Here is a 13,824-nt window from a genome sequence, read left to right as displayed (position 1 = left end):
CGATGGCTACGGAAACTCCCCAGCTCAACGCAGCACGCGCCGTCCCCGCCCCGGGCAGCGCGCGGTGACGGGCACCGTCACGGCGCCCGGCCTGGAGCGCACCACACTGGACAAGGCCGCGAGCGAGAACTTCCCCGTGGCCCCGTTCTTCCTGCCCAGGGCCTGGCGCGACGACCTCATGGCGGTCTACGGCTTCGCCCGCCTCGTGGACGACATCGGCGACGGCGACCTGGCCCTCGGCGGGGCCGACGCCCGCATCCTCGGCGTGTCGGCTGCCGAGGCCGAAGACCGCCTGCTCCTCCTCGACGCCTTCGAGGCCGACCTGCGCCGCGTCTTCGACGGCAGCCCCCGCCACCCCCTGCTGCGCCGCCTCCAGCCCACCGTCCGCCGCCGCTGCCTCACCCCCGAGCCCTTCCTCGGCCTGATCGCCGCCAACCGCCAGGACCAGCTCGTCACCCGGTACGAGACCTACGACGACCTCCTTGCCTACTGCGAACTGTCCGCCAACCCCGTCGGCCGCCTCGTCCTCGCCGTCACCGGCACCGCGAGCCCCGAACGGATCCGTCTGTCCGACAAGATCTGCACCGCCCTGCAGGTCGTGGAGCACCTCCAGGACGTCGCCGAGGACCTCGGCCGTGACCGGATCTATCTCCCCGCCGAGGACATGTTGCGCTTCCACGTCCGCGAAACCGACCTCGCCGCGGAATCCGCGGGCGCATCGGTGCGCGCCCTGGTCGCGTACGAAGCGGAACGCGCCCGGAATCTGCTGAATGAAGGCGCCCCCCTCGTGGGTAGCGTCCACGGCAGGCTCAGGCTGCTGCTCGCGGGGTTCGTGGCAGGGGGAAGGGCGGCGGTCCGCGCGATCGCCGCCGCCGAATACGACGTACTTCCCGGCCCGCCCAGACCCGGCAAGGGCCGGCTGCTGCGTGAGGCGGGCGTGATTCTGCGAGGAGAGGGGTGATCCGGACCGTGGATTCTCCGCCGTACGTGTCCGCGCCGGTACTCGCCGCCTACAGCTACTGCGAGGCCGTCACCGGGCAGCAGGCCCGCAACTTCGCCTACGGCATCCGGCTGCTGCCGACACCCAAGCGCCGCGCCATGTCGGCGCTGTACGCGTTCTCCCGGCGAGTGGACGACATCGGCGACGGCGACCTGCCCCGTGCCACCAAGCAGGCGCGCCTCGAGGACACCCGGGCGCTGCTCGCGCGCATGCGCGAGGGCGCGGTCGCGGACGACGACATCGACCCGGTCGCCGTCGCCCTCGACCATGCCGCGCGTGCCTTCCCGATCCCGCTCGACGGCCTGGACGAGCTGATCGACGGCGTCCAGATGGACGTGCGCGGGGAGACCTACGAGACCTGGGACGACCTGAAGGTCTACTGCCGGTGTGTCGCCGGGGCCATCGGCCGGCTCTCGCTCGGCGTGTTCGGTACGGAACCGGGCGCGCGCGGCGCCGAGCGCGCCGCCGAGTACGCCGACACGCTCGGCCTCGCGCTGCAGCTGACCAACATCCTCAGGGACATCCGCGAGGACGCCGAGGGCGGCCGTACCTACCTGCCCGCCGACGACCTGGCCAAGTTCGGCTGCTCGGCCGGGTTCCACGGGCCGACCCCACCGGAGGGCTCCGACTTCGCGGGCCTCGTGCACTTCGAAGTACGACGGGCCCGCGCCCTCTTCGCCGAGGGCTACCGGCTGCTGCCCATGCTCGACCGGCGCAGCGGCGCCTGTGTGGCCGCCATGGCCGGCATCTACCGTCGACTGCTCGACCGCATCGAGCGCGACCCGGAGGCCGTGCTGCGCGGCCGGGTCTCGCTGCCCGGACGCGAGAAGGCCTACGTCGCCGTGCGCGGCCTGTCCGGCCTCGACGCCCGGCACGTGTCCCGGCAGACCGTCAGGAGGCGTGCCTGATGGGCCCCGTGGATCCGGGCGGTCCGACCGGCCCGGCCCGGCAGGCAACCCCGTGCCGCGGCGTGGCGTCCCTGTCTCGGACGACCGCTCGTGCACCGTTCCACCAACATGGCCGGCACGCACGGAAGGACGCACGATGAGCGACGGTTCGCGCCCCGTGGGGGCGCCCGCTGACACCCAGGCGACCGCGGGACGCAGTGCCGTCGTGGTCGGCGGCGGGCTGGCCGGGATCACCGCGGCGCTCGCGCTCGCCGACGCGGGCGTCAAGGTCACCCTCCTCGAAGGCAGGCCCAGGCTCGGCGGGCTCGCCTGCTCCTTCCAGCGCGGCGAACTGACCGTCGACAACGGCCAGCACGTGTACCTGCGCTGCTGCACCGCCTACCGCTGGTTCCTCGACCGGATCGAGGGCGCGGCACTGGCACCGCTGCAGGAGCGCCTGAACGTACCCGTCGTGGACGCCGCCAAGCCCGAGGGGCGGCGGCTCGGCCGGATCAGCCGCGACCCGCTGCCCGTCCCCCTGCACCTGGGGCGCAGCCTGGCCGTCTACCCGCACCTCTCGCTCGCCGAGCGTGTCGCGGTCGGCCGGGCCGCGCTCGCGCTCAAGAGGCTCGACCTCGCCGATCCGGCCCTGGACGCCCAGAACTTCGGCAGCTGGCTGGCCGCGCACGGCCAGTCGGCGCGCGCCGTCGAAGCCCTGTGGAACCTGGTCGGGATCGCCAGCCTCAACGCGGTCGCGGGCGACTCCTCGCTGGGGCTCGCCGCGATGGTGTTCAAGACCGGTCTGCTGTCCGACCCGGGCGCGGCCGACATCGGCTTCGCGCGCGTCCCGCTGGGCGAACTGCACGACCGGCTGGCCCGCAGGGCGCTCGACTCCGCCGGCGTGCGTACCGAGGTCCGTGCACGCGTCACCTCCCTCTCTCTCAACGAAAACGGGGCCTGGAGCGTTCAGGTTCCCGGCGAGACGCTCGACGCCGACGCCGTCGTCCTCGCCGTACCGCAGCGCGAGGCCCACGACCTGCTGCCGCCCGGCGCCCTCGACGCCCCCGAACGGCTCCTGGAGATCGGCACCGCGCCCATCCTCAACGTGCACGTCGTCTACGACCGCAAGGTGCTCGCCCGGCCCTTCTTCGCCGCCCTCGGCACCCCCGTGCAGTGGGTCTTCGACCGCACCGACGCGTCCGGACTGCGCACCGGGCAGTACCTGGCGCTGTCCCAGTCGGCCGCGCACGGCGACATCGACGCGCCCGTGGCAGCGCTCCGCGAGCGCTACCTGCCCGAGCTGGAGCGGCTGATCCCGGGCACGCGCGGCGCCGAGGTGAAGGACTTCTTCGTGACCCGGGAGCGCACGGCGACGTTCGCCCCCAGCCCCGGCGTCGGGCGGCTGCGGCCCGGCGCCCGCACCAAGACCCCCGGCCTGTACCTGGCCGGAGCGTGGACCGCCACCGGGTGGCCCGCGACCTTGGAGAGTGCGGTCCGCAGTGGCGTGAGCGCGGCCGACGCCGCCCTCGCCGCCCTGGGCCGGCCCCGCCCCAGCCGACTCCCGGCTTTCGAGGAGGCGGCCTGATGCTCGATCAGCAGTCCGCGGCGGGCCCCCGCACCTCCGGTACCGCAGAAAGAGGAGAGACTGTGCCCGCTGTGCCCCCGGCCTCGACGGCCGCCGACGCGGTGGACGTGCTCGCGCTCCTGGAGCGCGGCCGGACCCTGGCCACACCGGTCCTGCGTGCGGCCGTCGAGCGCCTGGCGCCGCCGATAGACACTGTCGCCGCCTACCACTTCGGCTGGATCGACGCGGCCGGCAACCCCGCCGACGGCGACGGCGGCAAGGCCGTCCGACCGGCCCTCGCCGTGCTCTCCGCCGAGGTCGCGGGCGCCGCGCCGGAGGTCGGTGTCCCGGGCGCCGTCGCCGTCGAACTCGTGCACAACTTCTCGCTGCTGCACGACGACCTGATGGACGGCGACGAGCAGCGCCGGCACCGCGACACCGTCTGGAAGCTGCACGGCCCCGCCCAGGCCATCCTGGTCGGCGACGCCCTGTTCGCCCTCGCCAACGAGCTGCTGCTGGAGATCGGCAGCGCCGAGGCGGCCCGAGCCACCCGCCGGCTGACCGCCGCCTCCCGCGCCCTGATCGACGGTCAGGCGCAGGACATCTCCTACGAGCACCGCGACCGCGTCAGCGTCGAGGAGTGCCTGGAGATGGAGGGCAACAAGACCGGCGCGCTGCTCGCCAGCGCCTCGTCCATCGGCGCCGTCCTCGGCGGCGCGGACGACCGGACCGCCGACGCGCTGGAAAGGTACGGCTACCACCTCGGCCTCGCCTTCCAGGCCATCGACGACCTGCTCGGCATCTGGGGCGACCCGGTGGCCACCGGCAAGCAGACCTGGAGCGACCTGCGCCAGCGCAAGAAGTCCCTGCCGGTGGTGGCCGCTCTCGCGGCGGGCGGCAGCGCCTCCGACCAGCTCGGCGAGATCCTCGCGGCCGACGCGAAGAGCAGCGACTTCGAGAACTTCTCCGAGGAGGAGTTCGCGGCCCGCGCCGCCCTCATCGAGCAGGCGGGCGGCCGTGAGTGGACGGCGCAGGAGGCGCGCCGTCAGCACGCCGTCGCGATCGAGGCCCTCGGCGCGGTCGACATGCCCGACCGGGTACGGGCCTCCTTCGTGGCGCTCGCCGACTTCGTCGTCGTACGGAAGAGATGAGCACCATCGGTCGAAGGACTCTCGCGTAGTCGCCGGCCGGTGTCCGGAGGTGACGGACACCGGCCGACGGCGGACCCACAGCAGCACGACTCGCACGACTGCACGAAGGGGAAGCCATGACAGCGACGACCGACGGAAGCACCGGAGCGGCCCTGCCGCCACACGCTTCCGCGGCCAGCGACACCGACATCACGAACCCCGAGGCGGCCGGGGTGCCCGAAGCCGCCGCACGCGCCGCGCGGCGCGCCACCGACTTCCTGCTCGCGCGGCAGGACGCCGAGGGCTGGTGGAAGGGCGACCTGGAGACCAACGTCACCATGGACGCCGAGGACCTGCTCCTGCGTCAGTTCCTGGGCATCCGCGACGAGGCCACGACCAGGGCCGCCGCCCTGTTCATCCGCGGCGAGCAGCGCGAGGACGGCGCCTGGGCCACCTTCTACGGCGGTCCCGGCGAACTGTCCGCCACCATCGAGGCGTACGTCGCGTTGCGCCTGGCCGGTGACGCGCCCGGCGCCCCGCACATGGCGCGGGCCTCGGCCTGGATCCGCGAGCGCGGCGGCATCGCCGCGGCCCGGGTCTTCACCCGGATCTGGCTCGCCCTGTTCGGCTGGTGGAAGTGGGAGGACCTGCCCGAACTCCCGCCGGAGCTGATCTGGTTCCCCTCCTGGATGCCTCTCAACATCTACGACTTCGGGTGCTGGGCCCGGCAGACGATCGTCCCGCTCACCATCGTCTCCGCCAAGCGTCCGGTCCGCCCGGCGCCCTTCCCGCTGGACGAGCTGCACACCGACCCCGAGCACCCCAACCCGCCCAAGCCGCTTGCTCCCGCAGCCAGTTGGGACGGTGCCTTCCAGCGCCTGGACAAGGCACTGCACCAGCTGCGCAAGCTCGCCCCGCGCGGGCTGCGCAGGGCCGCGATGAACTCCGCCGCCCGCTGGATCATCGAGCGGCAGGAGAACGACGGCTGCTGGGGCGGCATCCAGCCGCCGGCTGTGTACTCGGTCATCGCCCTGCACCTGCTCGGCTACGACCTCGAACACCCCGTGATGCGCGCGGGACTTGAGTCGCTGGACCGTTTCGCCGTATGGCGCGAGGACGGCGCCCGGATGATCGAGGCCTGCCAGTCCCCGGTGTGGGACACCTGCCTCGCCACCATCGCACTCGTCGACGCGGGGCTGCCCGCCGACCACCCGCAACTGGTCAAGGCGGCCGACTGGATGCTCGGCGAGGAGATCGTCCGGCCCGGCGACTGGGCCGTGAAGCGCCCCGGGCTGCCGCCGGGCGGCTGGGCGTTCGAGTTCCACAACGACAACTACCCCGACATCGACGACACCGCCGAGGTCGCCCTCGCGCTGCGCCGGGTCCGGCACCACGATCCGGAGCGCGTGGACGGGGCGATCGGCCGGGCGGTGCGCTGGAACCTCGGGATGCAGTCGCGGAACGGCGCGTGGGGCGCCTTCGACGTCGACAACACCAGCCCGTTCCCGAACCGGCTGCCGTTCTGCGACTTCGGCGAGGTCATCGACCCGCCGTCCGCGGACGTCACCGCGCACGTGGTGGAGATGCTCGCCGCCGAGGGCCTCGCGCACGACCCGCGCACCCGGCGGGGCATCGACTGGCTGCTCGCCGAACAGGAGCCGGACGGCTCGTGGTTCGGCCGCTGGGGCGTCAACTACCTCTACGGCACCGGCTCGGTGGTGCCCGCGCTGACCGCGGCCGGCCTGCCCGGCTCCCACCCGGCGATCCGGCGGGCGGTGGCCTGGCTGGAGAGCGTCCAGAACGACGACGGCGGCTGGGGCGAGGACCTGCGCTCCTACAAGTACGTCAAGGAGTGGAGCGGTCGCGGCGCCTCCACCGCCTCGCAGACCGCGTGGGCGCTGATGGCGCTGCTCGCGGCGGGGGAGAAGGGCTCCAAGGCCGTCGAGCGCGGCGTCCAGTGGCTCGCCGAGACCCAGCGGGCGGACGGCAGCTGGGACGAGCCGTACTTCACGGGCACCGGCTTCCCCTGGGACTTCTCCATCAACTACCACCTCTACCGGCAGGTCTTCCCGCTCACCGCGCTCGGCCGGTACCTGCACGGCGACCCCTTCGAGCGCGACCTCCTCGCCAGGAAGCCGCTGTCCGCGAAGTCGCTGTCCGGCAAGCCCCTCTCCGAGGTCAAGGGAGCCGAATGAGCACCCAGCCCGCCCCGGCCCCGCTGCTGATCGCCTGCGCGCTCGGCATCGAGCACCTCGCCCTGCGCACCGGCGACCGGGGCGACGCGGGCGGGCCGGTCACCTTCCTCCGCACGGGCATGGGCCCCCGCGCGGCGGAACGCTCCCTCACCGGGCGGCTGGCCGACCCGGCGCTGGCCGACGCGGCCGTGCTGGCCACCGGGTTCTGCGCCGGGCTCGCCCCCGGCATGCACCCCGGCGACCTGGTCGTCGCCATGGAGACCCGCGACCCCCATGGCACCGTGCCCTGCGTGGGCACGGAGCTGCTGGTCAAGGAACTCGTGCGCATCCTGCCCGGGCGCACCGTCCACACCGGCCCGCTCACCGGCTCCGACCATGTGGTGCGGGGCCCGGAGCGGTCCGAGCTGCTCGCGACCGGCGCGATCGCGGTCGACATGGAATCGGCGGCCACGCTCCTGAGCGCCGTACGCGCCGGCGAGCGCCCGGTTGCGGCCGTACGGGTGGTCGTGGACGCTCCAGAACATGAACTCGTCAGAATCGGCACGGTGCGCGGTGGAATATCAGCTTTCCGCGTTCTTCGTTCTGTCCTTCCCGCTTTTTTCGAATGGCACCGTTCTTTGCTGCTCCCCCGGAGGTGAGCCAGATGGCCATGCCGTTGCGTCAGTCCATCAAGGTCGCTGCATACCTGGTTGAACAGAAGCTCCGCAGGCGGGACAAGTTCCCGCTGATCGTAGAGCTGGAGCCGCTCTTCGCCTGCAACCTGAAGTGCGAGGGCTGCGGCAAGATCCAGCATCCGGCAGGGGTGCTCAAGCAGCGCATGCCGGTCGCCCAGGCCGTGGGCGCGGTGCTGGAGTCCGGTGCGCCGATGGTGTCCATCGCCGGCGGCGAACCGCTGATGCACCCTCAGATCGACGAGATCGTACGCCAGCTGGTGGAGCGCAGGAAGTACGTCTTCCTGTGCACCAACGCCATGCTGCTGCGCAAGAAGATGGACAAGTTCAAGCCCTCCCCGTACTTCGCCTTCGCGGTGCACATCGACGGGCTGCGCGAGCGGCACGACGAGTCCGTGGCCAAGGAGGGTGTGTTCGACGAGGCCGTGGAGGCCATCAAGGAGGCCAAGCGGCGCGGCTTCCGGGTGACCACCAACTCGACCTTCTTCAACACCGACACCCCGCAGACGGTCGTCGAGGTGCTCAACTTCCTCAACGACGAGCTGAAGGTCGACGAGATGATGATCTCGCCCGCCTACGCCTACGAGAAGGCACCCGACCAGGAGCACTTCCTCGGCGTCGAGCAGACCCGCGAGCTGTTCAAGAAGGCCTTCGCGGGCGGCAACCGGGCGCGCTGGCGGCTCAACCACTCCCCGCTCTTCCTGGACTTCCTGGAGGGCAGGATCGATTTCCCCTGCACCGCCTGGGCGATCCCGAACTACTCGCTCTTCGGCTGGCAGCGCCCCTGCTACCTGATGAGCGACGGGTACGTGCCCACGTACCGCGAACTCATCGAGAAGACCGACTGGGACCAGTACGGCCGCGGCAAGGACCCTCGCTGCGCCAACTGCATGGCGCACTGCGGCTACGAACCCACCGCCGTCCTCGCCACCATGGGCTCCCTGAAGGAGTCGCTGCGGGCGATGCGCGAGACCGTCTCCGGGAACCGGGACTGAGGTCATGACCGCCGTTGCCTCGGGACTCCCCGGGGTACCGGCCCGGCCCATCGCGCCGCGACGCGTCTCGCGGCGGATCCAGGTCGGGCCGGCGGCGGTCGGGGGCGGAGCCCCGGTGCCATCGGCCGTCGCCTTCGGCGCGCTGCTCGGCCAGGGCATCGGCGGCACGATCCGGGTCTCCTGGAGTCGCTGGGGCTGCGTCTGCAAAAAGCGGATTGAGCCCCAAGTGAGTTGAGGCAAGGCACGGACCGAGAGGGGGCCCGAGCGTGACGATTCTGGAGAACATCCGGGGACCACGTGACCTGAAGGCGCTGTCCGAGGCGGAACTTCGCGAACTGTCCGACGAAATCAGGGAGTTCCTGGTGCAGGCGGTGGCCAGGACCGGCGGTCACCTCGGGCCCAATCTGGGGGTGGTGGAACTCTCCGTCGCGCTCCACCGGGTCTTCGAGTCACCGGTGGACCGCATCCTGTGGGACACCGGCCACCAGAGCTATGTCCACAAGCTGCTGACGGGGCGTCAGGACTTCTCCAAGCTGCGCGGCAAGGGCGGTCTGTCCGGCTATCCCTCGCGCGAGGAGTCCGAGCACGACGTCATCGAGAACAGCCACGCCTCCACGGCGCTCGGCTGGGCCGACGGCCTCGCCAAGGCCCACCAGGTACAGGGGGAGAAGGGCCACGTCGTCGCGGTCATCGGCGACGGCGCGCTGACCGGCGGCATGGCCTGGGAGGCCCTGAACAACATCGCGGCGGCCAAGAACCGGCCGCTGATCATCGTCGTCAACGACAACGAGCGGTCCTACGCCCCGACCATAGGCGGCCTCGCCAACCACCTCGCGACCCTGCGCACGACCGACAGCTACGAGAAGGTCCTCGCCTGGGGCAAGGACGTCCTGCTGCGCACGCCCGTCGTCGGCACCACCATCTACGAGTCCCTGCACGGCGCGAAGAAGGGCTTCAAGGACGCCTTCGCCCCGCAGGGCATGTTCGAGGATCTGGGCCTGAAGTACGTCGGCCCGATCGACGGGCACGACATCAGGGCCGTCGAGTCGGCGCTGCGCCGCGCCAAGCGGTTCCACGGCCCGGTCCTGGTCCACTGCCTCACGCTCAAGGGCCGCGGCTACGAACCCGCCCTCGCCCACGAGGAGGACCACTTCCACACCGTCGGCGTGATGGACCCGCTGACCTGCGAACCGCTCGCACCCTCCAACGGGCCTTCCTGGACCTCGGTGTTCGGCGAGGAGCTCGTGCGGATCGGGGAGGAGCGCGAGGACGTCGTCGCCGTCACGGCGGCCATGCTGCACCCGGTGGGCCTCGGCAAGTTCGCCGAACGCTTCCCCGACCGGGTGTGGGACGTGGGCATCGCCGAGCAGCATGCGACGGTCTCCGCGGCCGGACTCGCCACCGGCGGGCTGCACCCGGTCGTCGCCGTCTACGCCACCTTCCTCAACCGCGCCTTCGACCAGCTCCTGATGGACGTGGCCCTGCACCGCTGCGGGGTCACCTTCGTCCTCGACCGGGCCGGCGTGACCGGTGCGGACGGGGCCTCGCACAACGGGATGTGGGACCTGTCCGTCCTCCAGGTCGTACCGGGCCTGCGCATCGCCGCCCCGCGCGACCCCGACCAGCTGCGCGCCCAGTTGCGCGAGGCCGTCGCCGTGGACGACGCGCCCACCCTGGTCCGCTTCCCGAAGGAGTCCGTCGGCCCGGAGATTTCGGCCGTCGACCGCGTCGGTGGCATGGACGTCCTGCACCGCGCCGAGCACGCCGACGTGCTCCTGGTGGCCGTAGGCGTGATGGCGCCGGTGTGCCTCCAGGCCGCCGAGCTGCTGGCGGCACGGGGGATCAACTGCACGGTCGTGGACCCCCGTTGGGTCAAACCCGTCGACCCCGCGCTGCCGGGCCTGGCCGCCGGACACCGGCTGGTGGCCGTCGTGGAGGACAACAGCCGTGCGGGCGGCGTCGGTTCGGCCGTGGCGCTGGCCCTCGGCGACGCCGACGTGGACGTGCCGGTACGGCGGTTCGGCATCCCGGAGCAGTTCCTCGCGCACGCCAAACGCAGCGAGGTACTGGCCGACATCGGCCTCACGCCCGTCGAGATCGCCGGACGGATCGGCGCGAGCCTGGCCGTCAGGCACGTCGACGGCAACGGCACAGTCAAGGAGACAGCTGAATGACCAAGGAGTTCGACCTCGGCGCCCTCCTCGCCGAGCGCGGAGCCGAGCGCTACGAGCTGCATGCGAGATACCTCAACCCCCAGCTCCCGCGCATGCTGCACACCATCGGCTTCGACAAGGTCTACGAGCGGGCGGAGGGCGCCCACTTCTACGACGCCGAGGGCAACGACTACCTGGACATGCTCGCCGGGTTCGGGGTGATGGGCCTCGGCCGGCACCACCCGGTCGTCCGCAAGGCGCTGCACGACGTCCTCGACGCCTCCCTCGCCGACCTGACCCGCTTCGACTGCCAGCCGCTGCCCGGCCTGCTCGCCGAGCGGCTGCTGGCCCACAGTCCGCACCTGGACCGGGTGTTCTTCGGCAACAGCGGCACGGAGGCCGTCGAGACCGCCCTGAAGTTCGCCCGGTACGCCACCGGCAAGCCGCGCGTCCTGTACTGCGACCATGCCTTCCACGGCCTGACCACGGGCTCCCTGTCGGTCAACGGCGAGGACGGCTTCCGGGACGGCTTCGCCCCGCTGCTGCCCGACACCGCCGTATCGCTCGGCGATCTCGACGCCCTGGCCAGGGAGCTGAAGAAGGGCGACGTCGCCGCCCTGATCGTGGAGCCGATCCAGGGCAAGGGCGTGCACGAGGCACCGCCGGGCTGGCTGCGGGCCGCCCAGGAGCTGCTGCACAAGCACAAGGCGCTGCTCATCGCCGACGAGGTGCAGACCGGCCTCGGCCGCACCGGTGACTTCTACGCCTACCAGCACGAGGAAGGCGTCGAACCGGACCTGGTGTGCGTGGCCAAGGCGCTCTCCGGCGGCTACGTCCCCGTGGGCGCCACGCTCGGCAAGGACTGGATCTTCAAGAAGGTCTACTCGTCCATGGACCGCGTCCTCGTCCACTCGGCGAGCTTCGGGTCCAACGCGCAGGCGATGGCCGCCGGCCTGGCCGTCCTGTCGGTGATGGAGAACGAGCAGATCGTCGCCGGGGTGCGGACGACCGGCGAGCTGCTGAAGTCCCGCCTGACCGCGCTGATCGACAAGTACGAGCTGCTCGCGGACGTGCGCGGCCGGGGCCTGATGATCGGCATCGAGTTCGGCAGGCCCTCCTCGCTCAAGCTGCGCAGCCGCTGGACCATGCTCCAGGCCGCCCGCAAGGGCCTGTTCGCGCAGATGGTCGTCGTCCCGCTGCTGCAACGCCACAGGATCCTCACCCAGGTCTCCGGCGACCACCTGGAGGTGATCAAGCTGATTCCGCCGCTGGTCGTGGACGAGGCGGACGTGAACCGGTTCGTAGACGCCTTCACCCAGGTCATGGACGACGCGCACAGTGGTGGCGGGCTGCTGTGGGACTTCGGCAAGACCCTGATCAAGCAGGCGGTGGCCAACCGCTGACACGAGCCGATGAGCCTTACCGCTCGGGATTTGCCTCTGAGGCAAAAAAATTGCCCGTGAGGCAATTGTCCGGCTCAATGGAGGCATGAACGCCTCAGACGCCGTGCCACCGGCGGGCCAGGGCAACGACCTGCCCGCCGTGGCGCCGCAGCTACGTGCCCTGCGCCGACGCGCCGGCCTCACCCTGGAGGCCGCCGCCTCCTCCGCCGGGCTCTCGCCCGCCCATCTCTCCCGGCTGGAGACCGGGCAGCGCCAGCCCTCACTGCCGATGCTGCTCGCGCTCGCCCGTATCTACGATACGACCGTCTCCGAGCTGCTCGGGGAGATGGTCGCCGACCGGGACGCGATCGTGCGCGCCGCGGACATGGAGCCGACGCCGGCGGGCGGCTGGACGTACTTCCAGGCCGGGGCGCCCGGCCGGGGCATGCAGGCCCTGCGCGTGCGCGTGCCGTACGGCACGCAGGGCGACATCGTGCGCGTCCACCCCGGCGAGGAATGGCTGTACGTCCTCAAGGGGCGGCTGCGGTTGCGCCTCGGTGACACCGTGCACCTGCTCGCGCCCGGAGACAGCGCGCACTTCGACTCGCTCACCCCGCACCGGCTCGCCTCCGCGGACCCGGACGGCGTCGAGCTGCTGTTCGTCCACACCTTGCTGCAGAGCCCCACGGCCACCCTGTGCCTGGGCCCGTTGACCGGAGAGTTGCCATGAGGAACCTTGAGGAAAAGTTCCCCCGCGCCCTGTGGGTGCGACTGATCATCTACATCGCCGTCGGCCATGTCTTCGCGGCCTTCCTCTTCCTGCTGTTCGCGCTCGGCGGCAAGAGCTAGCACGCGAGGCAGGGGCGGGACCGTCGGTCCGTCCGTCAGTCCAGCAGGCGCTCGCGCAGCCGCTCACGCGTCTCGGGCGTGAGGCCGAGGCCCCGCTCCAGGTAGGTGTCGACGCCGCCCCAGGTCTCGTCGATGCTCTCGAACGCCGCCGCCAGGTACTCGGCACGCGCGTCGAAGAGCGGGCTGAGCAGCTCCATCACCTCGGGGGTGTACGCCGTCGCGGCATCCCCGTTGCGCCGCACCTTGTAGCGGCGGTGCTTGGCGTTGGACTCCAGGTAGTCGGTGACGATCGCCTCGCGCTCCACGCCGACGGCGAGGAGCGTGACGGCTATGGAGATACCCGCGCGGTCCTTGCCCGCCGCGCAGTGCATCAGCGCGGGCACGCTGTCCTCTGCGATCGCGTGCAGCACCCGGGAGTGCTCCGCGGTGCGGTCCCTCACGATCATCCGGTAGGAGGCGATCATCCGGCCCGCCGCCTTGCCCTCGCCGAGGATGCCGCGCAGTTGCTCGATGTCGCCGTCGCGGACCATCTTCCAGAACTCGGCGCCGTCCGCCGGGTCGCTCAGCGGCAGGTTCACGTTCCGCACGCCGGGCAGCTCGACGTCCGGGCCCTCCAGCTTCTGGTCGGCCGCGTTGCGGAAGTCGAAGATCGTGTGCAGGCCCAGGGAGGAGAGGAAGGCCGCGTCCTCGTCGGTCGCGTGGGCGAGGTGCCCGCTGCGGAACAGCACTCCCTGCCGCACCCGGCGACCGTCCACGGTCGGCAGCCCACCCACGTCACGGAAGTTGCGAATTCCGGCCAGTTCGGGCTCGGTCGACGGGACCTGCTGGGTCACGGGGGCTCCTCCCGGTCGGCCCCGCCGGCGCTGCTTGCCGACGGGCGCTCTGACGACCATACGACATCGGTTTCCTCGGGCATTCAGTTGTCCACAGGCATTGCCAGCGGGGCCGCGGGCCCCCGATGATGTTGACACTTGAGCGGAACTGTTGAGACCTATGAG

Annotated in this window: 13 protein-coding genes and 1 pseudogene; 13 read left to right on the top strand and 1 reads right to left on the bottom strand. The window is 71.6% G+C overall.

Annotated elements, in window-relative coordinates; all coding sequences use genetic code 11:
• Window positions 1-64: 64 nt before the first annotated feature.
• The 13 genes and pseudogenes from hpnC to ACWD3E_RS32415 all read left to right on the top strand — a co-directional run bounded on the left by hpnC (window position 65) and on the right by ACWD3E_RS32415 (window position 12,826).
• On the top strand, window positions 65-961 hold the full coding sequence (hpnC, locus tag ACWD3E_RS32475) for a squalene synthase HpnC (protein WP_451391120.1): 897 nt from the start codon (window positions 65-67) through the stop codon (window positions 959-961).
• Window positions 958-1,908 carry a presqualene diphosphate synthase HpnD gene (hpnD, locus tag ACWD3E_RS32470; RefSeq protein WP_451391119.1) on the top strand — a complete coding sequence of 317 codons (951 nt, stop codon included), beginning with the start codon at window positions 958-960 and terminating at the stop codon, window positions 1,906-1,908. The genes hpnC and hpnD overlap by 4 nt, the downstream gene beginning before the upstream one ends.
• Window positions 1,908-2,048 (top strand): DUF6380 family protein, encoded by a 141-nt coding sequence (locus ACWD3E_RS32465; protein ID WP_451391118.1) that lies wholly within the window; start codon window positions 1,908-1,910, stop codon window positions 2,046-2,048. The genes hpnD and ACWD3E_RS32465 overlap by 1 nt, the downstream gene beginning before the upstream one ends.
• Window positions 2,045-3,472: a hydroxysqualene dehydroxylase HpnE gene (gene hpnE, locus ACWD3E_RS32460; protein ID WP_451391117.1), complete on the top strand. Its 1,428-nt coding sequence runs from the start codon at window positions 2,045-2,047 to the stop codon at window positions 3,470-3,472. Before ACWD3E_RS32465 ends, hpnE begins: the two co-directional genes overlap by 4 nt.
• Entirely contained in the window at window positions 3,472-4,602 is a 1,131-nt protein-coding gene (locus ACWD3E_RS32455) for a polyprenyl synthetase family protein (protein WP_451391116.1), read from the top strand. The genes hpnE and ACWD3E_RS32455 overlap by 1 nt, the downstream gene beginning before the upstream one ends.
• A 116-nt stretch (window positions 4,603-4,718) precedes the next feature.
• Entirely contained in the window at window positions 4,719-6,776 is a 2,058-nt protein-coding gene (shc, locus tag ACWD3E_RS32450; RefSeq protein ID WP_451391115.1) for a squalene--hopene cyclase, read from the top strand.
• Complete coding sequence (locus ACWD3E_RS32445) at window positions 6,773-7,414, top strand: phosphorylase family protein (RefSeq protein WP_451391114.1); 642 nt, start codon at window positions 6,773-6,775, stop codon at window positions 7,412-7,414. The genes shc and ACWD3E_RS32445 overlap by 4 nt, the downstream gene beginning before the upstream one ends.
• Before the next feature lie 5 nt (window positions 7,415-7,419).
• Entirely contained in the window at window positions 7,420-8,442 is a 1,023-nt protein-coding gene (hpnH, locus tag ACWD3E_RS32440) for an adenosyl-hopene transferase HpnH (protein WP_451391113.1), read from the top strand.
• Between the two features lie 4 nt (window positions 8,443-8,446).
• A pseudogene (locus ACWD3E_RS32435) lies at window positions 8,447-8,617 on the top strand (flavodoxin-dependent (E)-4-hydroxy-3-methylbut-2-enyl-diphosphate synthase); the annotation flags it as partial.
• 91 nt (window positions 8,618-8,708) lie between these two features.
• The gene (dxs, locus tag ACWD3E_RS32430) at window positions 8,709-10,616 is read left to right on the top strand and encodes a 1-deoxy-D-xylulose-5-phosphate synthase (protein ID WP_451391112.1); all 1,908 of its coding nucleotides are present in this window, start codon (window positions 8,709-8,711) and stop codon (window positions 10,614-10,616) included.
• Window positions 10,613-11,998, top strand: coding sequence for an aspartate aminotransferase family protein (locus tag ACWD3E_RS32425; protein ID WP_451391111.1), 1,386 nt, complete (start codon window positions 10,613-10,615; stop codon window positions 11,996-11,998). The genes dxs and ACWD3E_RS32425 overlap by 4 nt, the downstream gene beginning before the upstream one ends.
• Before the next feature lie 85 nt (window positions 11,999-12,083).
• Window positions 12,084-12,707 carry a helix-turn-helix domain-containing protein gene (locus ACWD3E_RS32420; RefSeq protein WP_451391110.1) on the top strand — a complete coding sequence of 208 codons (624 nt, stop codon included), beginning with the start codon at window positions 12,084-12,086 and terminating at the stop codon, window positions 12,705-12,707.
• The gene (locus ACWD3E_RS32415) at window positions 12,704-12,826 is read left to right on the top strand and encodes a DUF6126 family protein (RefSeq protein ID WP_451391109.1); all 123 of its coding nucleotides are present in this window, start codon (window positions 12,704-12,706) and stop codon (window positions 12,824-12,826) included. Before ACWD3E_RS32420 ends, ACWD3E_RS32415 begins: the two co-directional genes overlap by 4 nt.
• A gap of 35 nt (window positions 12,827-12,861) precedes the next feature.
• On the opposite strand, the gene ACWD3E_RS32410 is transcribed toward ACWD3E_RS32415, so the two are convergent.
• Window positions 12,862-13,659, bottom strand: a complete 798-nt coding sequence (locus ACWD3E_RS32410; RefSeq protein WP_451391108.1) for a tyrosine-protein phosphatase — start codon at window positions 13,657-13,659, stop codon at window positions 12,862-12,864.
• Between the last annotated feature and the right edge of the window lie 165 nt (window positions 13,660-13,824).

The organism is Streptomyces sp. NPDC002676, from assembly GCF_053592455.1.
This window is presented reverse-complemented; position numbering and strand designations above follow the sequence as displayed.

Bases quoted from the DNA above. Each gene is read 5' to 3' on its own strand.
- ACWD3E_RS32415 (WP_451391109.1), top strand. From the start codon at position 12,704: ATGAGGAACCTTGAGGAAAAGTTCCCCCGCGCCCTGTGGGTGCGACTG.
- ACWD3E_RS32455 (WP_451391116.1), top strand. From the start codon at position 3,472: ATGCTCGATCAGCAGTCCGCGGCGGGCCCCCGCACCTCCGGTACCGCA.
- ACWD3E_RS32420 (WP_451391110.1), top strand. From the start codon at position 12,084: ATGAACGCCTCAGACGCCGTGCCACCGGCGGGCCAGGGCAACGACCTG.
- ACWD3E_RS32445 (WP_451391114.1), top strand. From the start codon at position 6,773: ATGAGCACCCAGCCCGCCCCGGCCCCGCTGCTGATCGCCTGCGCGCTC.
- hpnE (WP_451391117.1), top strand. From the start codon at position 2,045: ATGAGCGACGGTTCGCGCCCCGTGGGGGCGCCCGCTGACACCCAGGCG.
- ACWD3E_RS32465 (WP_451391118.1), top strand. From the start codon at position 1,908: ATGGGCCCCGTGGATCCGGGCGGTCCGACCGGCCCGGCCCGGCAGGCA.
- shc (WP_451391115.1), top strand. From the start codon at position 4,719: ATGACAGCGACGACCGACGGAAGCACCGGAGCGGCCCTGCCGCCACAC.
- hpnH (WP_451391113.1), top strand. From the start codon at position 7,420: ATGGCCATGCCGTTGCGTCAGTCCATCAAGGTCGCTGCATACCTGGTT.
- ACWD3E_RS32425 (WP_451391111.1), top strand. From the start codon at position 10,613: ATGACCAAGGAGTTCGACCTCGGCGCCCTCCTCGCCGAGCGCGGAGCC.